This window comes from Pantoea sp. CFCC18179, assembly GCF_059412405.1.
Genome location: NZ_JBNBPM010000001.1, coordinates 161,738 through 186,100 on the forward strand (window position 1 = coordinate 161,738; position 24,363 = coordinate 186,100).

Annotated in this window: 24 protein-coding genes; 9 read left to right on the plus strand and 15 right to left on the minus strand. The window is 49.5% G+C overall.

Features of this window, described 5'->3' with window-relative positions; genetic code table 11:
• The first annotated feature begins 2 nt into the window (after positions 1-2).
• The 3 genes from ACPUC7_RS00745 to yciA are packed head-to-tail and all read left to right on the plus strand — an operon-like array spanning position 3 to position 1,810.
• Complete coding sequence (locus ACPUC7_RS00745) at positions 3-737, plus strand: YciC family protein (RefSeq protein WP_343553530.1); 735 nt, start codon at positions 3-5, stop codon at positions 735-737.
• Between the two features lie 59 nt (positions 738-796).
• The gene (locus ACPUC7_RS00750) at positions 797-1,336 is read left to right on the plus strand and encodes a septation protein A (RefSeq protein WP_343553529.1); all 540 of its coding nucleotides are present in this window, start codon (positions 797-799) and stop codon (positions 1,334-1,336) included.
• 54 nt (positions 1,337-1,390) lie between these two features.
• Complete coding sequence (gene yciA, locus ACPUC7_RS00755) at positions 1,391-1,810, plus strand: acyl-CoA thioester hydrolase YciA (RefSeq protein WP_343553528.1); 420 nt, start codon at positions 1,391-1,393, stop codon at positions 1,808-1,810.
• Between the two features lie 51 nt (positions 1,811-1,861).
• Here yciA and tonB read toward each other — a convergent pair whose 3' ends face one another.
• On the minus strand, positions 1,862-2,590 hold the full coding sequence (gene tonB, locus ACPUC7_RS00760; RefSeq protein WP_343553527.1) for a TonB system transport protein TonB: 729 nt from the start codon (positions 2,588-2,590) through the stop codon (positions 1,862-1,864).
• Between the two features lie 205 nt (positions 2,591-2,795).
• Here tonB and ACPUC7_RS00765 point away from each other — a divergent pair, with 205 nt between their 5' ends.
• Both ACPUC7_RS00765 and ACPUC7_RS00770 read left to right on the plus strand, forming a co-directional pair.
• On the plus strand, positions 2,796-3,092 hold the full coding sequence (locus tag ACPUC7_RS00765) for a YciI family protein (RefSeq protein ID WP_343552748.1): 297 nt from the start codon (positions 2,796-2,798) through the stop codon (positions 3,090-3,092).
• A gap of 3 nt (positions 3,093-3,095) precedes the next feature.
• A complete protein-coding gene (locus ACPUC7_RS00770) occupies positions 3,096-3,266 on the plus strand; it encodes a hypothetical protein (protein WP_343552747.1) in 171 nt (56 codons plus the stop codon).
• Between the two features lie 16 nt (positions 3,267-3,282).
• Here ACPUC7_RS00770 and ACPUC7_RS00775 read toward each other — a convergent pair whose 3' ends face one another.
• Entirely contained in the window at positions 3,283-3,456 is a 174-nt protein-coding gene (locus ACPUC7_RS00775; RefSeq protein WP_494921403.1) for a YciY family protein, read from the minus strand.
• A gap of 162 nt (positions 3,457-3,618) precedes the next feature.
• On the opposite strand from ACPUC7_RS00775, the gene cls reads away from it, so the two are divergent.
• Positions 3,619-5,079: a cardiolipin synthase gene (gene cls, locus ACPUC7_RS00780; RefSeq protein WP_494921404.1), complete on the plus strand. Its 1,461-nt coding sequence runs from the start codon at positions 3,619-3,621 to the stop codon at positions 5,077-5,079.
• A 37-nt stretch (positions 5,080-5,116) separates the two neighbouring features.
• Positions 5,117-5,446: an HI1450 family dsDNA-mimic protein gene (locus tag ACPUC7_RS00785; protein WP_196250121.1), complete on the plus strand. Its 330-nt coding sequence runs from the start codon at positions 5,117-5,119 to the stop codon at positions 5,444-5,446.
• 64 nt (positions 5,447-5,510) lie between these two features.
• Here the strand turns inward: ACPUC7_RS00785 and oppF are convergent, their stop codons facing one another.
• The 7 genes from oppF to ACPUC7_RS00820 all read right to left on the minus strand — a co-directional run bounded on the left by oppF (position 5,511) and on the right by ACPUC7_RS00820 (position 14,121).
• Positions 5,511-6,515, minus strand: coding sequence for a murein tripeptide/oligopeptide ABC transporter ATP binding protein OppF (oppF, locus tag ACPUC7_RS00790; RefSeq protein WP_494921405.1), 1,005 nt, complete (start codon positions 6,513-6,515; stop codon positions 5,511-5,513).
• Positions 6,512-7,528 (minus strand): ABC transporter ATP-binding protein, encoded by a 1,017-nt coding sequence (locus ACPUC7_RS00795; protein WP_494921406.1) that lies wholly within the window; start codon positions 7,526-7,528, stop codon positions 6,512-6,514. The genes oppF and ACPUC7_RS00795 overlap by 4 nt, the downstream gene beginning before the upstream one ends.
• An 11-nt stretch (positions 7,529-7,539) precedes the next feature.
• A complete protein-coding gene (gene oppC / locus ACPUC7_RS00800) occupies positions 7,540-8,448 on the minus strand; it encodes an oligopeptide ABC transporter permease OppC (protein WP_494921407.1) in 909 nt (302 codons plus the stop codon).
• A 15-nt stretch (positions 8,449-8,463) separates the two neighbouring features.
• The gene (oppB, locus tag ACPUC7_RS00805) at positions 8,464-9,384 is read right to left on the minus strand and encodes an oligopeptide ABC transporter permease OppB (RefSeq protein ID WP_007892378.1); all 921 of its coding nucleotides are present in this window, start codon (positions 9,382-9,384) and stop codon (positions 8,464-8,466) included.
• Positions 9,385-9,464: 80 nt separating this feature from the next.
• Positions 9,465-11,105 (minus strand): oligopeptide ABC transporter substrate-binding protein OppA, encoded by a 1,641-nt coding sequence (gene oppA, locus ACPUC7_RS00810; RefSeq protein WP_494921408.1) that lies wholly within the window; start codon positions 11,103-11,105, stop codon positions 9,465-9,467.
• A gap of 159 nt (positions 11,106-11,264) precedes the next feature.
• Positions 11,265-12,899, minus strand: coding sequence for an ABC transporter substrate-binding protein (locus ACPUC7_RS00815; protein WP_494921409.1), 1,635 nt, complete (start codon positions 12,897-12,899; stop codon positions 11,265-11,267).
• Positions 12,900-13,473: 574 nt separating this feature from the next.
• The gene (locus tag ACPUC7_RS00820) at positions 13,474-14,121 is read right to left on the minus strand and encodes a YchE family NAAT transporter (protein ID WP_494921410.1); all 648 of its coding nucleotides are present in this window, start codon (positions 14,119-14,121) and stop codon (positions 13,474-13,476) included.
• Positions 14,122-14,564: 443 nt separating this feature from the next.
• On the opposite strand from ACPUC7_RS00820, the gene adhE reads away from it, so the two are divergent.
• Positions 14,565-17,240 (plus strand): bifunctional acetaldehyde-CoA/alcohol dehydrogenase, encoded by a 2,676-nt coding sequence (gene adhE, locus ACPUC7_RS00825; RefSeq protein ID WP_343552738.1) that lies wholly within the window; start codon positions 14,565-14,567, stop codon positions 17,238-17,240.
• A 53-nt stretch (positions 17,241-17,293) separates the two neighbouring features.
• Here the strand turns inward: adhE and tdk are convergent, their stop codons facing one another.
• The gene (tdk, locus tag ACPUC7_RS00830) at positions 17,294-17,914 is read right to left on the minus strand and encodes a thymidine kinase (protein WP_494921411.1); all 621 of its coding nucleotides are present in this window, start codon (positions 17,912-17,914) and stop codon (positions 17,294-17,296) included.
• A 413-nt stretch (positions 17,915-18,327) separates the two neighbouring features.
• On the opposite strand from tdk, the gene hns reads away from it, so the two are divergent.
• Entirely contained in the window at positions 18,328-18,735 is a 408-nt protein-coding gene (gene hns / locus ACPUC7_RS00835) for a histone-like nucleoid-structuring protein H-NS (RefSeq protein WP_494921412.1), read from the plus strand.
• Between the two features lie 96 nt (positions 18,736-18,831).
• Here hns and ACPUC7_RS00840 read toward each other — a convergent pair whose 3' ends face one another.
• The 5 genes from ACPUC7_RS00840 to rssA form a co-directional block, all read right to left on the minus strand.
• A complete protein-coding gene (locus ACPUC7_RS00840; RefSeq protein WP_494921413.1) occupies positions 18,832-19,839 on the minus strand; it encodes an NAD-dependent epimerase in 1,008 nt (335 codons plus the stop codon).
• Between the two features lie 10 nt (positions 19,840-19,849).
• Positions 19,850-21,193, minus strand: a complete 1,344-nt coding sequence (locus ACPUC7_RS00845; RefSeq protein ID WP_343552734.1) for a UDP-glucose dehydrogenase family protein — start codon at positions 21,191-21,193, stop codon at positions 19,850-19,852.
• Between the two features lie 23 nt (positions 21,194-21,216).
• Complete coding sequence (galU, locus tag ACPUC7_RS00850; RefSeq protein ID WP_343552733.1) at positions 21,217-22,125, minus strand: UTP--glucose-1-phosphate uridylyltransferase GalU; 909 nt, start codon at positions 22,123-22,125, stop codon at positions 21,217-21,219.
• Between the two features lie 193 nt (positions 22,126-22,318).
• Entirely contained in the window at positions 22,319-23,335 is a 1,017-nt protein-coding gene (gene rssB, locus ACPUC7_RS00855; RefSeq protein WP_494921414.1) for a two-component system response regulator RssB, read from the minus strand.
• Between the two features lie 102 nt (positions 23,336-23,437).
• Positions 23,438-24,343 (minus strand): patatin-like phospholipase RssA, encoded by a 906-nt coding sequence (rssA, locus tag ACPUC7_RS00860; protein WP_343552731.1) that lies wholly within the window; start codon positions 24,341-24,343, stop codon positions 23,438-23,440.
• Between the last annotated feature and the right edge of the window lie 20 nt (positions 24,344-24,363).

The following is a 24,363-nucleotide window of genomic DNA, read 5'->3' on the forward strand; positions in this document are numbered from 1 at the left end:
ACATGTCTATCACGGCAAGCTCGTTATACCGTGACACAGGAAATTTTTTACGTCATCAGCTGGTGACTATTTTGCTGATGGCGTTGCTGACCTCGTTCATTACTGTGATCGTCGGCCATGCTTTAACCCCCGGTGAAGACCAGTTATCACTGTTGAGCCAGTCAGATGACAGCGCATCCTCGCTGTTTGAACTGGTACAGAACATGTCGCCAGAGCAACAACGCATTCTGCTGCGCGCTTCTGCGGCGGGTACCTTCGCAGCCTTAATTGGCAATACGCTGCTGCTGGGCGGCATGCTGTGCCTGATCCCGATGGTATCGGGCGGCCAACGCGTCAGTGCCTTACGCGCTATTGGTGCTTCTGCGCCGTTGCTGCCGAAACTGCTGCTGCAAACCTTTTTGATCACCTTGCTGGTGCAATTAGGCTTTATGGTTTTGATGGTACCGGGTGTGTTGCTGGCGATCGTATTTTCTTTAGCGCCGGTGATTTTGGCCAATGAAAAACTCGGCGTGATCGGCGCCATGCGTGCCAGTATGCGTCTTGCCTGGAAGAATATTAAGGTAATTGCACCCGCGATTTTGCTGTGGCTGTTAGCGAAGATCGTATTGATGTTCTTCTTCTCGTCTTTAACCGTGCTGCCAGCGAATATTGCTTCCGTGGTGTTAAATGCGCTGGGCAACCTGGTCTCCGCTATTCTGGTTATTTATTTGTACCGGCTGTATATGCTGTTACGTTAATCGTTATGGCGCTTTACGCGGCGCCTTAACTGAATGCTCCTGCCCTAATTGGAAACGCTATGAAGCAGTTACTCGATTTTCTTCCCCTGGTGGTTTTCTTCATCTTCTACAAGCTATACGACATCTTTGTCGCTTCTGGCGCCTTGATTGTGGCGACAGGCTTGGCGTTAGTCGTCAGCTGGGTGCTGTACCGCAAGCTGGAAAAGATGACCATTTTCACCTTCGTGTTGGTTGCCGTGTTTGGCACCTTAACGTTGGTTTTCCACAATGATGAATTTATCAAATGGAAGGTAACGGTGATCTATTCGTTGTTTGCTCTGGCGCTGCTTTACAGCCAATGGTTTATGAAACAGCCACTGATTCAAACCATGTTGGGTAAAGAGCTGCAACTGCCTTCGGGCGTGTGGCGCAATCTCAACATCGCTTGGGCGATTTTCTTCCTCGCCTGCGGCTTAGCGAATATTTATGTTGCGTTTTGGTTATCACAGGAATTTTGGGTTAACTTTAAAGTGTTCGGTCTGACCGGCCTGACCCTACTGTTTACCCTGTTGAGCGGCGTGTATATCTGGCGACAGATGCCGCAACAAGAACAAAAATAATGTCTCTTCGCCCGGCAACGTCGGGCTTCTCTTCACCTGCAGAAGAACTGAGCAATGGACGAAAAACATAAGTCGCCGCAAGGCGAAATGGTATTGCGAACCCTGGCGATGCCAGCGGATACCAATGCCAACGGTGATATCTTTGGTGGTTGGTTGATGTCGCAGATGGACATGGGCGGCGCAATCAAAGCTAAAGAGATCGCTGAAGGTCGTGTCGTGACCGTGCGCGTTGACGGCATGACGTTCCTCAAACCGGTAGCGGTTGGTGATGTGGTGAGCTGTTATGCACGCTGCATTCGCACCGGCAACAGTTCGATGACCATTAACGTTGAAGTGTGGATCAAGAAAGTCTCGTCCGAACCCATCGGTCAAACTTACTGCGCTACCGAAGCGGTGTTCGTCTATGTCGCCGTCGACAACAGCGGACAATCGCGTCCGTTGCCCGCAGGCAGAAGTAATTTGAGCGATTTATAGAGATAAAAAAAGCGGTCAAATGACCGCTTTTTCTTTGCCGATTAACCGTACTTATTCGATATTCGCGCCGCCATTAATGCGGAACACGATATTCATGGTCAACCCTTTCCCTGGACGCCCTGGCTGATAGCGCCATTTCTTCATCGCCAGCTTCACGTCACGTTCAAACATGTTGGCTGGCTTGGCTGACAGAATTTCAATGTTATCGACGCGTCCATCGCTATCGACATCAAATTTAACCCGCACATTCCCCTCTACACGCAACGCTAAGGCGCGCGTTGGATAGCCTGGCTTACTGACGCTCATCGCTTTTGGGCCATCGGAGACGGTTGGCGTTGGCGCAGGATTGGTTTTCGGCGCAGTGGTAGGGCGCGATTGCGTGGTCGGCGCATCTTGCTTAAACGGATTTTCCTGCGGCTTCACTTCCTGACGCGGCTTAGGCTCCGGCTTTTTCTCCACCTTTGGCTTCGGCTTAGGTTTCGGTTTGGGCTTAGGTTCCGGCGTGGGGATCGGCACTGGCTCGGCTTTTGGCGGCTCTGGTGCGACTTCTGGTTCCGGTTCAGGTTGTGGAGGCGGCGGCGTGACTTGCGCCGGAGCCGGTTCCGGCTGCACTTCCGGTGCCACCATCGAAACACTGATTGGCTGCGAGGCTTTGGGAACTTCAATCACCTGATGAAACGATGCATAGAGGATGCCAGCGATCAACGAACCGTGAAGTACCACGGATAAAATTACAGCAATGGGGGTACGTGTAGGTAAAGGCGTAGTCAACGTGGTCATATCATTCATGTTCATTGAGTGAAGCGCAGATTTTAAATGCAAATAGCAATCAGTTTCAATAAGCGATGTGTAAGCCACCGCAGAAATGGCCTTTTTTAGCGCTAATTGCGCCGAATGACAGCGGAATTATCTTTCGTTTGCACTCTGATTAACGATCACTTAACGTGTCACGCAATTTCGGCAAGTCTAACGGGAGTATCCCATCGTGCTTTACGTCATTTATGCGGAAGATACCGCTGATTCACTGGAAAAACGCAACTCGGTACGTCCCGCGCATCTTGCTCGTTTGCAGCTATTGCAAGATGAAGGTCGACTGATTGCAGCAGGTCCGTTGCCGGCTGTTGATAGTAACGATCCTGGCCCAGCAGGTTTTACCGGTTCGGTGATCATCGCCGAATTCTCTTCATTAGAAGTGGCAGAATCCTGGGCCAAGGATGATCCTTATATTGCCGCTGGCGTGTATGAAAAAGTGGCGGTGAAGCCGTTTAAACGCGTTTTCTAATCTATGTGGCAATCAGTTTTACTGCTGGTGGCGGTTCTCGCCCTCATTGGCAGAGCACTTTGGGTTTGGCGTCAGCAAGGCTGGCGCAACGCTCGCCAGCAAATTGTCATGATGATTGTGCTGGCGGCGGCATTACAGTTAGTAAATGTCGTATTGGTGTTACGCGGCCATTAAACGCCGCGTAGTCCGATTAGAAAGTTTGCGCGATAAACAGAATGGAACGACGATGCTGCTGCGCCACCTGATGACGAATAGTGTGGATGCGTTTATAGCGACGCGACTGCCCTTCCAGCCAACGAGCGCGACGACGATGTACCTGACGTAACATTCTCCAGCGCGACACTTCATTTTTGCTTCGTCTCATCACATCCTCTCAGACCGGCTAAACTCGGCAGGCATTATAAAGATCTGTTGCGAAATGCCAAATCGAAAGCTTCATCGAACTGTCATCGACGATTAAAGGTTTCACTCCCTGAGATCAGCACGTAAACTTTGCTCAACAAAGCGCGAACAGGATGTCCACTTAATGACCACATTTTATACCCTTATCAGTTGGTTGCTGTTGTTTGGTTACTGGCTGCTGATTGCCGGTGTCACGCTACGCATTCTGATGAAACGTCGCGCGGTCACCTCAGCAATGGCCTGGCTGTTAATCATCTACATACTGCCGCTGGTGGGTATAATCGCCTATCTCTCCTTTGGTGAGCTGCATTTAGGTAAACGTCGTGCTGAGCGCGCCCGTACCATGTGGCCTTCTACCGCGAAATGGCTTAATGACCTCAAACAATGCCGCCACATCTTTGCCAGCGAACACAGCGATGTTGCGCAATCTTTGTTTGATCTGTGCCGTCATCGCCAGGGTGTGGCGGGAGTAAAAGGCAACCAGCTGCAATTACTCACCAGCGCCGATGATGTGATGCACGCACTGATTCGCGATATTCAACTCGCCCGTCACAACATCGAAATGGTGTTCTACATCTGGCAACCAGGTGGATTGGCCGATGAAGTCGCCGAATCATTGATGGCGGCTTCGCGGCGTGGCGTGCACTGCCGCTTGATGCTGGACTCTGCCGGCAGCGTGGCCTTCTTCCGCAGCCCGTGGGCCAACATGATGCGCAATGCGGGCATCGATGTGGTTGAAGCATTACAGGTGAGCTTGTTGCGTGTGTTCTTACGTCGTATGGACTTGCGCCAGCATCGCAAAGTGGTGCTGATTGATAACTACATCGCCTACACCGGCAGCATGAATTTGGTTGATCCACGCTTCTTCAAACAAGATGCAGGCGTAGGACAATGGGTTGACCTGATGGCGCGTATGGAAGGCCCGGTGGCGACCACCATGGGCATTGTTTATGCCTGCGACTGGGAAATTGAAACCGGCAAACGCATTCTGCCACCCGCACCGGATGGCAATGTGATGCCGTTCGAACAGGAAAGCGGACATACCATTCAGGTGATCGCCTCTGGCCCCGGTTTCCCGGAAGATATGATTCACCAGGCGCTGCTGACAGCGGTCTATTCGGCGCGCGAGCAGTTGATCATGACCACGCCCTATTTTGTTCCCAGTGATGACCTGCTGCATGCCATTTGCACCGCCGCGTTGCGTGGCGTTGAAGTGAGCATCATTGTGCCGCGTCATAATGATTCGTTGCTGGTGGGCTGGGCCAGCCGCGCCTTCTTTACTGAATTGCTGGAAGCGGGCGTGAAGATTTATCAGTTCGAAGATGGCTTGCTTCACACTAAAAGCGTGTTGGTTGACGGACAATTAAGTTTAGTCGGCACCGTCAACCTGGATATGCGCAGCTTGTGGCTTAATTTTGAGATCACATTAGTGGTGGATGATGACGGTTTCGGCAGCGATCTCGCCACCGTACAAGATGACTACATTGCCCGTTCACGCTTGCTGGACGGTGCGCGCTGGGCCAAACGTGCCTGGTGGCAACGTATCGTTGAACGACTGTTTTACTTCTTTAGTCCTTTACTGTAAAACGAGCGAAAATATTACCGCCTCAGGGCAAGCAGGAATGACCATGGATTTAAATAATCGCCTTACTGAAGATGAAACGCTGGAACAGGCTTACGATATTTTTCTCGAGCTGGCCGGTGACAACCTCGACCCCGCTGACATCATTCTCTTCAACCTGCAATTTGAAGAGCGTGGTGGCGCAGAACTGTTCGATCCTTCAGAAGATTGGCAGGAGCATGTGGATTTCGATCTTAACCCTGACTTCTTCGCCGAAGTAGTGATTGGATTGGGTGAAGCTGACGGTGAGCCGATTACCGATGTGTTTGCACGCGTACTGCTATGCCGTGAGAAAGATCATAAACTCTGCCATATCCTGTGGCGCGAGTAAGCGACTGAACGATGTAAAAACGCCGGGCAATTGCCCGGCGTTTTCGTTTTGAGCGGATGGCTCGTTATAACGGATCCACTTTCAAACAAGAAACCGCATGGCGGAAGCTGCCTTCCAGTAACGGGCGCGTCTTCGCACATTCAGGTCCAGCTATCGGGCAACGCGTACGGAACACACATCCCGATGGCGGATTAATCGGTGACGGCAATTCCCCTTCCAGCAACTGAATCTGCTTATTCTTCTCCAGATCCGGATCGGGAATCGGTACCGCAGACATCAGCGCGCGCGTATACGGATGCTGCGGATTGTTATACACCGCATCATAAGTCCCCAACTCAACTGCATGGCCGAGATACATCACCAGCACGCGATCGGAGATGTGTTTTACCACTGCCAAATCGTGCGCGATGAAGATCAGCGACAAGCCCATTTCCCGCTGCAATTTCTGCAACAGGTTAACCACCTGCGCCTGAATAGACACATCAAGCGCCGATACGGGTTCATCGCAAATGATCAATTTCGGTTCAAGGATCAAGGCGCGAGCAATGCCGATACGCTGACATTGCCCGCCAGAGAACTCATGCGGATAACGGTTGATGAGGTTAGGCAGCAAGCCCACCTTCATCATCATGGTTTTCACCTTGTCTTTTACTTCCTCGCGCGGCATCTTCGGATAGTAGGTGCGCAGCGGTTCAGCAATGATATCGCCAATCGTCATGCGCGGATTGAGCGATGCCAACGGATCCTGGAAGATCATTTGGATATCACTGCGCGCCTGACGCCACTCTTCCTGGCTTTGACCCAGCAAATCACGCCCTAACCATGCGACACGTCCTTCGGTGGCTTTAACCAGCCCGATGATGGCACGCGCTAACGTCGATTTACCGCAGCCCGATTCTCCGACCACGCCCAACGTTTCACCTTCGTACAGGCGCAGGCTGACACCATCCACCGCTTTCAGCGTGTGCGGCGGCTGCCAGAACCACTGTTTGCCATCTTTAATCTCGAAATGCACCTTGAGATCGGCGATTTCCAGCAAGACTTTTTTCTCTTCAATAACGGTGCTCATACTAATTCCTCCACCGGCTTGAAGCAGGCACGCAACCGACCTTCGGCAAAAGGCTCAAGCGGCGGCGCTTTGGCGCAAATGTCCATCGCGTAGGCGCAACGCGGCTGGAACGGACAACCCTGCGGCAAGCGCAACAGGTTCGGCGGGTTGCCTGGGATAGTGGTGAGTGATTCCCCTTCTGCATCCAGGCGCGGCACCGCACTGAGCAGGCCAATTGAATACGGATGTGCAGGATGGTAGAACACATCACGCGCGCGACCATACTCCATGGTGCGACCGGCATACATCACCAACACTTTGTCGCAAATCCCCGCCACCACGCCAAGGTCATGGGTGATCATCACAATTGCCGTATTGAACTCACGCTTCAGTTCGTTCAGCAATGTCATGATCTGTGCCTGCACCGTCACATCCAGTGCGGTGGTAGGTTCATCCGCAATCAGCAGTTTTGGTCTGCACAACAGCGCCATGGCGATCATCACACGCTGACGCATACCGCCGGAGAACTCGTGCGGGAACATCTTCATGCGCTTGCGTGCTTCCGGCATTTTTACCGCGTCCAGCATACGCACCGACTCTTCAAACGCCTGCGCGCTGTTCATGCCTTTGTGCAGTTTAAGCACTTCCATCAACTGCTCACCGACGCGCATGTAAGGATTGAGCGACGTCATCGGATCCTGAAAAATCATCGCAATCTGCTCTGCGCGCAGCTTGTTTAGCTTGTTCTCAGGCAAATTAAGAATCTCTTCGCCATTAAACTTTGCTGAACCGCCAATACGGCCATTCTTCGCCAGCAGGCCCATCAAGGCAAATGCGGTTTGTGATTTACCCGAGCCGGATTCACCGACGATTCCCAGCGTTTCACCGGCATGCAGTGAAAAGTTGAGGTCGTTCACAGCAGTGACATCACCGTCATGAGTGCTAAAGGTAACGCGCAGATCTTTTACGTCCAGCAGCAGGTTACTGTTTCCCGCACGCGCAGCCATTGCTGGCTGAAATTCATGTATGGTCATCGGGAAACTCCTTAACGATCTTTCGGGTCGAGGGCATCACGCAAGCCATCGCCGATAAAGTTAAAACAGAACAGTGTCACCACGAGGAAACCGGCTGGGAACATCAGCAGCCACGGCGACACTTCCATCGAGTTAGCACCATCACTCAGCAACGCGCCCCAACTACTTAGCGGTTCTTGAGTGCCCAGACCAAGGAAACTGAGGAAGGATTCGAACAGAATCATGCTCGGCACCAGCAGCGAGGCGTATACCACCACCACACCGAGCACGTTCGGCACGATATGGCGCAGTACGATGTTAAAGGTGCTCACACCGCCAACCTGCGCCGCTTCAATGAACTCTTTACGTTTCAGCCCTAGCGTCTGTCCGCGTACGATACGCGCCATATCCAGCCAGGACACCATGCCAATCGCGACAAAGATCAGCAGGATATTACGACCAAAAAAGGTCACCAGCAGGATGACGAAGAACATGAACGGGAAGGAGTTGAGGATTTCCAGAATACGCATCATGACTGAGTCAATCTTGCCACCAAGATAACCGGCCAATGAGCCATACAACGTGCCCACCAGCACGGCAATAAGTGCTGAAGCAATTCCGACCATCAACGAGATACGACCGCCGATGGCTACACGCACCAGCAGATCGCGTCCCGATGAATCGGTACCAAACCAGTGTCCAGAAACGGTATCCGGCGCGGCAGACATCATTGCCCAATCGGTATCGTCGTATTTGAACTGTGACAACATCGGTGCGAACACCACGAACACGGTGATCACCAGCAACACCAGCAAGCTGATGAAGGCGGCACGGTTATGAATAAAGCGGCGACGCGCATCCTGCCACAGGCTGCGCCCTTCGACTTCCAGTTTTTCACTGAAGGCATCCAGAGCTTCGCTGTTTTTCTTACTTAACATCATGGGCGAGCTCCACAATCAGTAACGGATTTTCGGATCGATAACGGCGTACAGCACGTCAACGATGGCGTTAAACAGAATGGTCAGCACGCCAACCAGAATGGTCAGACTCATTACCAGCGAATAGTCACGGTTTAAGGCACCGTTAACGAATAACTGACCAATACCCGGCAAACCATAGATCGATTCAATTACCATTGAGCCGGTGATGATGCCGACAAACGCGGGTCCCATATAGGAAAGTACCGGCAACATCGCTGGTTTCAGCGCGTGGCGCAGCACGATACGACGCAGCGGTAAGCCTTTAGCACGTGCGGTGCGGATGAAGTTGGAGTGCATCACTTCGATCATTGAACCGCGGGTAATACGTGCGATGCTGGCGATGTAGGCTAAGGACAGCGCCACCATCGGCAACAGCATGTAATTCCATTGTCCGCCGTTCCAGCCGCCGCCCGGCAGCCAACGTAAAGTAATCGCAAATACCAGCACCAGTAACGGTGCCACGACAAAGCTGGGGATCACCACGCCGGTCATCGCGACCCCCATCACGGCATAATCCCACAAACTGTTTTGCTTCAAGGCGGCAATCACACCGGCGGTGACGCCCAACACCACTGCCAGGAAAAAGGCAGCCAAGCCGAGTTTGGCAGACACTGGGAATGCGTGACCCACCAGATAATTCACTGAGTAATCTTTGTATTTAAACGATGGGCCAAAATCACCATGCGCCAACTGCACCAGATAGCTCAGATATTGTTTACCAATCGGATCGTTGAGGTGGTATTTCGCTTCGATATTGGCCATCACCTCAGGCGACAGCACACGTTCGCCGGTGAAAGGACTGCCGGGTGCCAGTCGCATCATGAAGAATGAGATGGTGATGAGGATAAATAACGTCGGGATGGCTTCTAAAAGCCGACGCAGAATGAATTTTAACATTGCCGTACCTACCAGGCTGTTGCTTCACAAAGTAAAAAGGCGGTGCCGCAGCACCGCCACTGTCGATAGCCTGAGTGCTATTAATGTTTAATGATATACAGATTTTTATCGACGGTTTTATCCAGCGGATCGTTACCGGTGTAACCGCCGACGTATGGTTTCACCAGACGCGCGTTCACATAGTAATAAACCGGCACGATGGTGCTGTCTTTATCCAGGATCTGCTCAGCTTTCTGATAATCCGCTACGCGTGCTTTATCGTCTGCGGCTTTAACGGCATCGTGAATCACTTTATCGAAGTCTGCGCTCTTGTAGTGCGAGGTGTTACTGCTGCTGTCAGACAACATGATATTCAGGAACGACGTTGGTTCGTTGTAGTCCGCGCACCATGCGGCGCGTGACACGTCAAAGTTGCCCTGATGGCGAGTATCCAGGAAGGTTTTCCACTCCTGGTTTTCCAGCTTGATGTTCACACCAATGTTTTTCTTCCAGATCGAAGAGGCGGCGATGGCCAATTTCTTGTGCAGATCGGAAGTGTTGTACAGCAGGTTGAAAGTCAGCGGCTTATCTGCGGTATAACCGGCTTCCGCCAGCAGTTTTTTCGCTTCTTCGTTACGCTTGTTCTGATCCCATTTGAACCAATCCGGCGGCAACAATTCCATGCCATCGGTGGCTGGCGGTGTGAAGCTGTAAGCCGGTTGCTGACCTTGCGCCAGAACCTTGTTCACCATGATGTCGCGATCCAGACCGAGTTTCAGCGCGGTACGGACGCGTGGATCGGTGAATGGCGCTTTCTGGTTGTTGATTTCGTAGTAGTAGGTGCAGAGGTATGGCTTAACCATCAGCTCTTTGCCGTTATCACGCTGTAATTTTTTAAACAGCTCTATTGGCATGTTGTTGTAGGTGATATCGCTGCCATTTTCTGAGAAGTAACGATTCACGTCGCTGACTTCTGAGTTGATTGGCAGGAAGGTCACTTTGTTCAGCACGGTGTGCTCGTTATCCCAATATTCTGGGTTACGCACTAAGGTAACGCGCTCGTTAATCACGTGTGATTCGAGCTTGAATGCGCCGTTCCCAACCCAGTTCTGCGGCTGCGTCCACTGATCGCCAAATTTATCGATCGCCGGTTTGTATACCGGCGACATCACTGAGTTGATCAGCAATTTGTAGAAATACGGAACAGGCTCGCTCAGCGTCACTTCCAACGTGTGATCGTCGATGGCTTTTACGCCCAGCTCGGAAGTTGGTTTTTTGCCTGCGATGATGTCATCAACATTGACGATATGGCCGTATTGCGGATAGCTGGCGTAAGGTGATGCCGTTTTCGGATCCACCAAACGCTGCCAGCTGTAGACGAAATCTTGTGCGGTTACCGGCTCGCCGTTAGACCATTTGGCATTTTTACGCAGGTGGAAAGTCCAGACTTTGAAATCTTTGTTTTCCCAGCTTTCCGCCACACCCGGGACCGGTTTGCCATCGCTGTCGCTGGTGATCAAACCTTCATACAGATCACGCGCGATGTTGTCTTCAGGAACACCTTCAATTTTATGTGGGTCCAGCGACTGAACTTCGTCGCCGTTACCGCGCACCAACTCCTGTTTTGCTGCCAATTCAACGCCTGCTGGTACCGTTGCGGCCAGCGCGGCATTCCCTGCCAGCGCGCCGATTGCTGCTAATACGCCCGCAGCAATCAGGCTTTTTTTCGTGATGTTGTTCATTATTACGCTCCAGTTTTATTATCTTTACCAGGTCGATTGCTCGCCTGGCGTACCCTGTTGCCAGGTGATCTCTGCCTGTCTGAACAGAGACCCTCATCACCCTTCAGGGTTTACCACGGTAATGTGCCGCCCGACTGTAGCGCCGGATCACCACATTACTCAATGTTTCTTTATGTAATAGTATTGCAATCCCAGCATATCTTGCGGGTCTTTACCGGTAAAACCGCCCACCCAAGGTTTGACCAGCCGAACGCTAACCCGGTAATACACCGGGATAATTGCCGAATCTTTATCAAGTTGCGCTTCAGCTTGCTGATAAAGGGAAGCGCGCTGCGCCTCATCCGCTACATTCAACGTTTTCTGCATGAGCTGATCGAAAGCTGGGCTTTGATAAAATGCGGTGTTGGTGGAAGAACCGCTCAATAACATATTCAGGAAAGTCGATGGCTCGTTATAGTCGGCGCACCACGTTGCTCGAACTACGTCGTATTGCGCTTGATGACGCGTTTCCAGCAACGTTTTCCACTCCTGATTTTGCAGTGTCACCACCGCACCAAGATTCTTTTGCCACATCGACGCCGCGGCAATCGCCTGCCGTTTGTTCTGTTCCGAAGTGTTATACAGCAGAGTGAAACGCAGTGGGTTTTGTTGATTAAAACCGGCCTCAACCAGCAGCTGTTTAGCGCTCGCATTGCGTTCGGCTTGTGTTTGTTGCGACCAGGCTGGCGGAGAGAGTGTGATACCGTGGATAAACGGCGGCGTTAAACCATACGCAGGTATTTGCCCCTGCCCCATGATTTTTTGCGCAATGATATCGCGATCAAGCGTTAGCTTCAGTGCCGTGCGCACACGAACATCGGTAAACGGTGCTTTTTTGTTATTGATTTCATAGTAGAAAGTACATAACAGCGGGCTGACTTTCACTTCATCGCCAAGATCCTGTTGTAACTTTTTAAACATCTCCGGCGGTACAGCGCTGTTGGTCATATCAGTGCCGCCGCTGCGATAACGGTTAACGTCGCTATTTTCCGATGAGAGCGGTAAAAACACGCCCTCTTCAATAACGGTATGCGCATTGTCCCAATAATTAGGATTACGCTTCAGCACAAGCTTTTCGTTCACCACCCATTCAGACAAGGTATACGCACCATTGCCCACATAATGTTGTGGTTGCGTCCATTGCTCGCCCCATTGCTCAATCGCCGGGCGATAAACTGGTTTCATGGCACTGTGTGCCAGCATCGCAACAAAATAGGGAACAGGCTCAGAGAGAGTGACTTGCAGGTGACGATCGTCGAGCGCTTTAACGCCGAGTTGATTGAGAGTTGCTTTGCCCGACATCACCGCATCAATATTGGCAACATGAGCCGCCTGCAAATAACTGGCGTAAGGTGAGGCGGTTTTTGGATTAGCCAGGCGTTGCCAACTGTAGACAAAATCATTCGCGGTAACGGGCTTGCCGTTGCTCCAGCGCGCATTATCGCGCAGGGTGAAGGTCCAAATGCGGCTCTCCTCACTCTGCCACTTCTCTGCAACACCCGGCACTACTTGACCGTTATTGTCGGTTTCAACCAGCCCTTCAAGCAGATTACGCATGACATTTGATTCTGGAACACCTTCGGCTTTGTGCGGATCTAACGTGGCCACTTCACTACCGTTATTTATCACAATGCGTTGTGCATCTGATAATGGCGTACCTGCTGGAACTTGCGCTGCCTGGCTTTGAGCCAACATTCCCGTGAGGCATAAAGCCAGCGCTGAACATGCCGTTATTTTCGCTACCATGCATTTCATCAACAAATATCAACCTTAATCATAAGCCCGATAGCCTGTAAGCAAGAAGCGTACACATTTGTCACTATCAGTTAAAAAATTTGCGATGTGCCGAAAATTATCAGAACAAATGCCCGCACGCCAAAGCTAAACTACAAAAATGTTAGCGGATTCTCTTTTATCACGTTCGCCTGAACAGGAAAAGTGTTAATTATCAATGTGAATTATCTCGTAATATATTGATTAAATTGACATTTTACCAGTATTTGTCGATGTTTTAGCCTTAATCTTTTAAAACTCATAACATTTACTCATTAAGCTATAAAGAAATGCCTACACCGCATTATTCGTTATTAAATACGATACTAAGCGTTCTGTAATGCTAACTAATAAAAATTATGCAGAGCAATTAACTGTGACTATCATCACAATCTTCTGTGAAATTGATACTGAGTGAAATTAGGTAAGTAGTAAAAGTGATGGTTGAAGAAGTGAGTTAAGCAGCATGAATTAAAGCATCATATCGGTGCAATAAAAAACCATATTGCACCAATTTGGTTCACAACATTAAGTCGCGTGGAAAAATAACCGGCATTTAATTCAATAAACCAGGGAAAATTGATTTCATCCCAGTAACGATAAATTCGATGCCTAATGCCATCAACAATAAGCCCATAATTCGGGTAATAACGTTGATGCCAGTTTGGCCCAACACGCGAACCATTAACGGTGCAGCACGGAACAGCAGCCAACAACAAAACGCAAAAATGGCAATCGCAAGACTAAAACCAAGCAGATTTTGCCAACTATGATAGCGGGTGCTCCACACAATGGTGGAACTGATGGCACCCGGTCCCGCCATCAGCGGCAAAGCTAACGGCACCACGCCAATACTTTCTCGGATCGCGCTTTCTGATTTCTCCTGCTTATTCTGCTTATCTTCACCCAGCTTCCCACTGATCATCGACATGGCAATAGTCACCACCAGAATGCCGCCGGCAATCCGGAATGAATCGATTGAGATACCAAACACGTGCAGAATGCCATCACCCAAAAATAAGGATGTCCAGAGAATAATCGCAACGGCCAGATTCGCCGTCAGGTTGGTTTTGTTGCGCTCAACCACACCCTGGTAACTGGTCATGCTGATAAATACAGGGATGATGCCTACCGGATTAACCAGAGCAAATAGACCGACAAAAAATTTAATGTAGCCGGAAAGGTCAAGTAATACAGGATTCAAAATGGGCTCCGGGAAGGTTCAGGATAAAATCGCGCTTAATGTAGTGCATAAGCCGGGCATAAAACCAGAGGGTTGCGCAGAAATTTATGCTACTAAAAACAATAATAACCAGTTCATTCAACTACTGTTAATTCCCCGTTATCGCGATGAAGCTGAAGCGTGCTGATTGCGTGGCACACCTTGCTAACTTTACTTGCAAAAGTTGGTGCTGAATGGTGTCAGCTTGGATTTAAATTGATCTGCATCAAAATTCACCTACCCCATCAGGGGTAATCTTACCGCATCGAAACCACTTCTGAGCATTAAGCATCTTGACCAGGAAACCCTTTTAGTAAGCAAACGCAAATCATGGCTAACCTGACCAATATATAAGCATAGCGCGACTATACTTCTGGACTCAGGCTTGTTTACTAAAAGAGTTTAACTTCCTTCAGGAGAGCACTATGGCCGTTACTAATGTTGCCGAACTAAATGCACTGGTTGAACGTGTTAAAAAGGCACAGCGTGAGTACGCTAATTTTAGTCAGGAACAAGTTGATGCTATTTTCCGCGCTGCCGCCCTCGCCGCTGCAGACGCCCGTATTCCACTCGCCAAAATGGCTGTCGCAGAATCCGGTATGGGTATTGTTGAAGACAAAGTGATCAAAAACCACTTCGCCTCTGAATACATTTACAACGCCTATAAAGATGAAAAAACCTGCGGTATTCTCGCGACCGACGACACTTTCGGTACCATCACCATCGCTGAGCCGATTGGCCTGATTTGCGGTATCGTTCCAACCACCAACCCAACTTCAACTGCAATCTTTAAAGCGTTAATCAGCCTGAAAACGCGTAACGGCATCATCTTCTCTCCACATCCACGCGCCAAAGATGCAACCAATAAAGCGGCTGATATCGTACTGCAAGCCGCCATTGCTGCAGGTGCACCGAAAGATATTATCGGCTGGATTGATGTCCCTTCTGTTGAGCTGTCAAACCAATTGATGCATCACCCAGATATCAACTTGATCCTTGCAACCGGCGGACCAGGCATGGTGAAAGCAGCATACAGCTCTGGTAAACCAGCGATTGGTGTGGGTGCAGGCAACACCCCAGTGGTTATCGATGAAACCGCTGATATTAAACGTGCAGTCGCTTCCATCCTGATGTCAAAAACCTTCGATAACGGCGTAATTTGTGCTTCAGAGCAATCCGTAATAGTTGTGGATTCAGCTTACGACGCGGTGCGCGAACGCTTCGCCAGCCACGGCGGCTACATGCTGCAAGGCAAAGAGCTCAAAGCTATTCAGGATATCATCTTAAAAAATGGTGCTCTGAACGCGGCAATCGTCGGACAACCCGCAACCAAAATTGCTGAGCTGGCGGGAATCAGCGTGCCAGCCACCACCAAGATTTTGATTGGTGAAGTGAAGTTGGTTGATGAATCAGAACCGTTTGCCCATGAGAAATTGTCTCCAACTTTAGCCATGTATCGTGCGAAGGATTACCACGACGCAGTAGATAAAGCGGAGAAACTGGTGACGATGGGCGGTATCGGCCATACCTCTTGCCTCTACACCGATCAGGACAACCAAATTGAGCGCGTGCATTACTTTGGCGACAAGATGAAGACCGCGCGTATCCTGATCAACACCCCTGCTTCACAAGGTGGTATCGGCGACCTGTATAACTTCAAGCTGGCTCCGTCTCTGACGCTGGGCTGTGGTTCATGGGGTGGTAACTCCATTTCTGAAAACGTGGGACCTAAACATCTCATCAACAAGAAAACCGTGGCCAAGCGAGCTGAAAATATGTTGTGGCATAAACTTCCGAAGTCTATTTACTTCCGCCGTGGCTCACTACCAATCGCGCTGGAAGAAGTGGCAACTGACGGTGCAAAACGCGCCTTCATCGTGACTGACCGCTTCCTGTTTAACAACGGTTATGCCGACCAGGTAACTCGCGTACTCAAATCGCACGGTATCGAAACTGAGGTGTTCTTTGAAGTTGAAGCCGACCCAACGCTCAGCATCGTGCGTAAAGGTGCAGAGCAGATGAACAGCTTCAAACCTGACGTAATCATCGCTCTTGGCGGTGGTTCACCGATGGATGCAGCGAAAATCATGTGGGTAATGTATGAACATCCGGAAACGCATTTCGAAGAGTTGGCCCTGCGCTTCATGGATATTCGTAAACGTATCTACAAATTCCCGAAAATGGGTGTGAAGGCGCGCATGGTTGCCATCACCACCACTTCCGGTACTGGTTCTGAAGTTACGCCGTTTGCCGTGGTAACCGATGACGCAACCGGTCAAAAATATCCATTGGCGGATTACGCGCTCACTCCAGATATGGCGATTGTTGATGCTAACCTGGTGATGGATATGCCACGTTCACTGTGTGCATTTGGTGGCCTGGATGCAGTAACCCACTCACTTGAAGCTTACGTTTCAGTATTAGCGAACGAGTATTCTGATGGTCAGGCACTGCAAGCACTGAAACTGCTGAAAGAGAACCTGCCGGCGAGCTATCGTGATGGCGCTAAGAATCCTGTAGCCCGCGAACGTGTTCACAATGCTGCAACCATCGCAGGTATCGCGTTTGCAAACGCCTTCTTGGGTGTTTGCCACTCAATGGCGCACAAACTGGGATCTGAGTTCCACATTCCACACGGTTTAGCTAATGCCCTGCTGATTTCGAACGTTATCCGTTATAACGCGAATGATAACCCAACTAAGCAGACGGCTTTCAGCCAGTACGATCGCCCACAGGCACGTCGTCGTTACGCTGAGATTGCCGACCATTTGGGTCTGTCAGCTGCTGGTGACCGTACAGCTCAGAAAATTGAGAAATTGCTGGCATGGTTGGAAGAGATGAAAACCCAACTGGGGATCCCAACCTCAATCCGTGAAGCTGGCGTACAGGAAGCTGATTTCCTCGCTAAAGTCGACAAATTGGCTGAGGATGCATTTGATGACCAATGTACTGGCGCCAACCCACGTTATCCGCTGATTGCTGAACTGAAACAAATTATGCTGGATACCTTCTACGGCCGTGAATTCTCAGAGTCGCTTGATGAGAAAGTTGTGGAGAGTAAAGCTGAGCTGAAAGTTGAGAAAAAAGCGAAAAAAGTTTAAATAACGCTAATGAAAAAACCCGCTTCGGCGGGTTTTTTCATGCGGCTAGAGAGCTAGACCTGAGGAGGCTGTGATCCATATATCGCTTTCAACGAACCTTCGTCTATCGCTTGTTTATAATGTTTGCGACACACCGAAATATAACGTTCGTTTCCGCCAATAACCACTTGTTCACCTTCACTGAAGGGCTTGCCGCTCGCATCCAGTCGCAAAACCATGCTCGCTTTGCGTCCACAATGGCAGATGGTTTTAAGTTCAACCAGCTTGTCAGCCCAAGCCAGCAAATATTGACTGCCAACAAATAGCTCACCACGAAAATCGGTACGTAAGCCATAACAGAGAACCGGAATATCAAGATTATCGACGACATCCGATAACGCTTTAACCTGTTCACGCGTCAAGAACTGGCTTTCGTCGACGAGTACACAATGCACCGGTTGTTTAGCATGTTCATCGGCGATTTCCTGATCTAATTGCGTTTCAGCGTTATATAAAAATGCAGGAGACGAAAGGCCAATTCTCGAACTGACTTTGCCAGCACCAAAGCGATCATCAATTTCGGCGGTGTACACCAACGAACGCATGCCACGTTCATGATAGTTATAGGAAGACTGAAGCAAAGCTGTTGATTTACCCGCATTCATTGCTGAGTAATAAAAATAAAGTTGAGCCATAAGCAAAATCTCATCGCAGCCTAAATCTGATGCGCCGCAGTTTATCACAAACCTTTATAACTGTAGTGATGCATTGTTTTTATCGAATGCCCAAATTAACTTCACCTGCAAGCGTCAAATCTCCAGCAGATGCCAAAGGCAGCACGTTTTGATAAAGCCGAGCTAATGGCTAAACTTTATTCATTACTATTCCAGAAGAAGCGTAAGGGTTGGTGTTGAACTTTACGGCCTGAGGCTCGGGTTAACTAAAAAAGATTACCGATTCAATAATTATATTTACCCTTCAGTTATAAAAGTTAGCCATTTTTTTATTTTACGTTTTGCTTTTAAATCTGGCTATTGCAGTTATTTTTTTGCACCACTATTATGAGTCGGCAGAACAACTCCATTTAATATATTTTGAGATTAGGACAATGAGCGAAGCACTTAAAATTCTTAATAATATCCGTACATTGCGCGCACAGGCTCGGGAATGCTCTCTGGAAACGTTAGAAGAGATGCTGGAAAAACTCGAAGTTGTGGTGAATGAGCGTCGTGAAGAAGACACTCATGTGCAAGCGGAAAACGCGGAGCGTACCCGTAAACTGGAGCAGTATCGCGAGATGCTGATTGCCGACGGCATCGATCCTAATGAGTTATTACAAGCGCTTTCTGAAACCAAAGCACCGGGAAAGGCTAAGCGTGCTGCACGTCCTGCTAAATATTCTTATGTTGACGAAAACGGTGAAAACCGTACGTGGACGGGCCAGGGTCGCACACCAGCAATGATTAAAAAAGCAATTGAAGAACAAGGTAAACAGCTGGACGATTTCTTATTGTAATCGTTTCGGTGCTTCGAATTGTGGTGAGTTAAAACTCATTCACTTTTGACCAGGTAAGAAAAAAGGAAGCATCTCGCTTCCTTTTTTTATGCACGTTTATTGTTGGTAGAAATGACGATACCAATCAACAAACTGTTGTACGCCCTGCTCTACTCCGGTTTGCGGACGGAAATTAATCGCATCATAGAGCGGTTGGGTATCTGCGCTGGTTCCTAACACGTCGCCGGGTTGCATTGGCAACATATTTTTCTTTGCCTCAATACCCAACGCCTTTTCAAGTGATTCAATATACGTCATCAAACTCGTCGGCTGGCTATTGCCAATATTATAAACTTTATAAGGCGCAGAACTGCTGGCGGGTGAACCGGTTTCCACCGTCCACTTATCATCTGGTTGCGGAATAACATCCTGCAAACGGACGATGGCTTCAGCAATATCATCAATATAGGTAAAATCGCGCGTCATTTGACCATTGTTGTAAACATCAATCGATTCACCGGCCAACATCGCACGGGTAAATTTAAACAGCGCCATATCCGGGCGGCCCCAAGGACCATACACGGTGAAAAAGCGTAATCCCGTTGTGGGTAATTGGTACAAATGGGAGTAACTGTGCGACATCAATTCGTTAGCTTTTTTGGTCGCCGCATAGAGAGATACCGGATGATCAACGGAATCGTCCGTTGAGAAAGGCATTTTACTATTCAATCCATAGACGGAACTGGATGAAGCATATAAGAGGTGGCCAATTTTATGATGACGACAACCCTCAAGAATATTGAGATGTCCGATCAAGTTGGCTTCCGCATAAGCATGCGGGTTAGCGATGGAATAACGTACACCTGCTTGTGCGCCTAAATGAATAACGCGCTCAAATGCATGTTCGGAGAATAAAGAAGAAATGGCCTGGCGATCCGCCAGGTCCATTTTTACGAAAATAAAATCAGGATGTTGCGTAATCTGATCTAAGCGAGCTTGTTTAAGGCTGACATCATAATAGTCATTCAGATTGTCGATACCTACAACCTGGTGACCGGCCGCCAGCAAGCGCTGACTTACGTGAAAACCAATAAAACCTGCCGCGCCTGTGACCAGAAACTTCATACATCCCTCATTATTCTACGATTTGAATTGACGCTCCGCGGCCGATTGCATAATACGTAAAGCCGCGTTTGCTGATACGCTCTGGATCATACAGGTTACGACCATCAAAAATCACGGGTTGTTTTAACGCGGATTTGATGACATCGAAATCTGGCGCACGGAAGTTTTGCCATTCAGTACAGATGACTAAGCCATCTGCGCCTTGCAGCGCCGCTTCTTTGGTACCCATCAACTTCAAATCGTCGCGATGGCCGTAAACTCGCTGTGCTTCATCCATTGCTTCTGGATCAAATGCCTGCACTGTCGCACCGGCTTCCCACAAGGTTTCCATCAGCACACGACTTGATGCTTCGCGCATATCGTCAGTGTTTGGTTTAAACGCCAGTCCCCAGAGAGCAAACGTTTTGCCGCGCAGGTCGTCGCCAAAATGGCGCTTGATAAAGCTTGGCAACTTGTTCTTCTGTGAATCGTTGACATCTTCTACCGCTTGCAGCAGACGCGGTGTGTAACCGATTGACTCAGCAGTACGAATCAGTGCCTGCACGTCTTTCGGGAAACATGAACCACCGTAACCACAACCTGGATAGATGAAGTGATAACCGATACGGGAATCTGAACCAATCCCCTGGCGCACTTTCTCAACGTCGGCTCCCAAACGTTCTGCCAGGTTGGAAATTTCGTTCATAAAGCTGATTTTGGTGGCCAGCATGCAGTTAGCGGCATACTTAGTCAGCTCAGCGCTGCGAATATCCATCAAAATCATGCGATCATGATTACGGTTAAACGGCTCATAAAGTTCACGAAGCAGCTCAACAACGTCTTCATTATCGGTACCAATAACGATGCGCTCCGGACGCATACAGTCACTAACCGCAGCACCTTCTTTCAGGAATTCCGGATTTGAAACTACATCAAAAGCGATGTTTACATCGCGCTTTTGCAGAGTTTCAGTCATTACCGCACGAACGCGATCTGCAGTACCCACCGGTACCGTAGATTTGTCGATAACAACTTTATGATCGCTCATGTGCTGCGCAATGGTACGCGCAACGGCAGTCACATATTTCAGGTCGGCAGAACCGTCTTCATCGGGTGGTGTACCCACAGCGATGAACTGCATTACGCCATGATTTACGCCTTCTTCCGCATTGGTGCTGAACTTGAGACGACCCGACTCATAATTTGACATTACCAGTGGAGTCAGGCCCGGTTCAAAAATCGGAATGTGGCCTTTCTTTAAGTTTTCGACTTTCTTTTCGTCGACATCAATACAGAGAACGTCATGTCCGACTTCGGCCAACACCGCAGCCTGAACCAGACCGACATAGCCGATACCAAATACAGTGACTTTCATTGAATTATCCCGTGTTTATTGAGTTACTTTTTGTTGCCTACCGCGCCTTCGAGCCATTGGGTGAAATCTTTACCCAATACTGGATGGCGAACGCCGTACTCAACAAATGCTTGCATGTAACCCAGTTTGTTACCGCAGTCGTGGCTAACACCGGTCAGGTGATAAGCTTCAACGGTTTCTTTTTCCATCAGCATAGCAATGGAGTCAGTCAACTGAACTTCGCCGCCTGCGCCCGGAGGGGTTTTCGCCAGCAGTGGCCAGATTTCTGCAGACAGCACGTAACGACCCACTACCGCCAGGTTTGAAGGTGCTTCAGCAGCTTTTGGTTTCTCAACCACACCGACCATTGGCGCGCTTTCACGCGGACCAATATCTGCGCCCTGGCAGTCAACCACACCGTAAGCAGTCACGTCAGCAACTGGCTCAACCATGATCTGGCTACGGCCGCTCTCTTCATAGCGCGCCAGCATTTCTGCCAGGTTTTCTGTTGCTGGATTAGATTCATATTCGTCGATGATTACGTCTGGCAGGATTACGGCAAATGGCTCATCACCGATTAGAGGATGTGCGCACATTACCGCGTGGCCCAAACCTTTCGCGATACCCTGACGAACCTGCATGATAGTTACGTGTGGCGGGCAGATAGATTGGATTTCATCCAGCAGCTGACGCTTAACACGTTTTTCCAGCATAGATTCCAGCTCAAAACTGGTATCAAAGTGGTTTTCGATGGCGTTTTTAGAAGAGTGGGTAACCAGTACAATTTCGTTAATGCCTGCAGCAATACACTCATTCACGACATACTGGATCAACGGCTTATCGACCAGCGGTAACATCTCTTTTGGAATAGCTTTAGTCGCAGGCAGCATACGCGTACCAAGACCTGCAACAGGGATTACCGCTTTTTTTACTTTAGTCTTATAGGCAGACATCTAAATACCTCTCTTAATAGGCCGTTCAAGTTAATACTTGATATGTCGGTTTAAAAACGAAATGAGTATACCAGTTACTATCAGACGGATTTATCCTGGATGGAGTTAATCCGCGGAATTTAAGACTATTACCCAAGTGTAAAGCTTAGCTTTGGCCCTGTCTTCAACCCGCGAAAAATTTAAATCTGATGGGTCATTCTTCAGCTGAAAGCATCAGACGAAGCCTGCCGCCGGCACCCCAAATATGGCACTGCCAGGCATCGGCACGTTGGCTGATTTGATTGAGATGCGTGCTGCCCATAGTACCAAGCGGCACGCCATTACTGAGTTGAATCTGATGGGTATTAATGTGCAACGTCGCGTTGAGACCGGCGGAAACCAGGATCAGGTTTTTTAATTGCCGATGGTAGTAACCGACCAACAGCGGAAATTGTCCGCTGAGGTTGGCCTGGCGCAGCAACATGTTGACCTGCCGTAACAGCCCGTTGAGTTCGGGCAATCGCTGCTTTTGACCGGAGAGTTGCTCCTGAAGCAAACCGTTAAATAACGCGCGTAATAGCAGTGCAGCAAGCACACCATTATCCCCCGCGCGAGTGACGTCCAGGCAGTAGAAAGCCAAATCATTTTCAGAGAGAGCGGCAATATCCAGCACCAGCCCCGGCTGCTCAGCCATCGTCAACTGGCGATAATTGATGCGACAATTGGCAATCGTCTGCTGAACCGGCGGTTGTAATTGTTTGAGTAGCTTGGAAGCCGCCAAAGGATCGCTGACTAACGCATCCCAATCCTGAAAAAGCTGTTCATCTTCCTCCACTTTAGACGTGAACATAGAGGGATAAAGGCATTCAAATACTGCTTCACGAAAGCGCTCGAGATTTTTTAGCGGCTTGAGCAGAACATCCTGCACGCCGAGGCGTAAAACATGGGCAATGTCCGCCATGTTTTGCGTGGCTGAGATAATTAAGATCGGCACATTATTACCGCGACTGCGGATGCGCTCTACAAAGGGGATGCCGCCCATGCGGGGCATTTCGAGATCGCAAATCACCAGATCCACAGACTGCGCGGACAACAACGTTAAACCATCCAGACCATCGCCAGCCTCTAGCGTGCTGGCACCTAAATGCGTCAGTAAGTTGTCGATCAATGAACGGAAAACGACCTCATCTTCGACAATGAGTATCTTTTTGCCGATTAGCGGTTTTTCCATTCTCTCCCCCTGCGTACCAGATATTTCAATAGTGGTTCATAAAATGCAGTTGTGCCTTTCAGAATTGACTGAAGTAACAACATCGGTGAATGAACAACCTGACTATCTGCCACGGACCAGCGGTAATAGTTCATCCATTTTTTTTTCAACAGCGGCTTTACCTGCCGCGATGGCTTCTTCTGCACGATGAAAGTCCAAAGTAGAAATTTGCGGACAAAACGGCTGGATAAGCACATCCGGCGGATCGCCTGCCATGCGATTTCGTTTTAGGCGATTTTCCAAAACCTGGATCGATGTCGACATGATCTCCATCGCACCTGGCGTTTGATTAGCGCGGCGCTGCGTCATGCCGATGAGGCGTTGGCGCAATTTTTTACCCCAGCTCAACGCTTCTGCCGCTGCCGCTTCTTCACCACTTTGTGGTGTTACTGACAGCAGATCTTGCTGCATCAAATGCGCATCGTGCTGCAAATCAACGGCAATGACGATATCTGCACCCAAGGCTCGCGTTAACGAAATCGGCACCGGATTAACCACTGCGCCATCCACCAGCCAATAACCGTTGTAAGCAATGGGTGGTAACAAGCCTGGCATACTACAAGAAGCACGCACTGCCTGATGCAAATCACCTTCGGTTAACCACACTTCTCGTCCGGTGCTCAAATTGGTTGCCACCACACCGAACGGTTTTTTGCAGTCATCAATCAGCTCATTGGGAATCAGCTCGCGGATATGGCTAAACACGCGATCTCCTCGCAGCAATCCGCCGCGTTGCCAGGAGAGATCCATCAAGCGGATGACATCCCAATAACGGAACGCGCTGACCCACTTCTCCATCACGCCGAGCCGGCCATTAACGTAGGCTGAGCCGACCAGCGCGCCTACAGAGCAGCCAGCAACCACGTCGATTTCAATGCCAGCCCGTTCCAGTGCATTGATCACACCAATGTGCGACCAGCCTTTAGCGGCACCAGAACCCAATGCCAGCCCAATCTTTACTTTTCTCATCTCACCTCGTGATGGGTTTG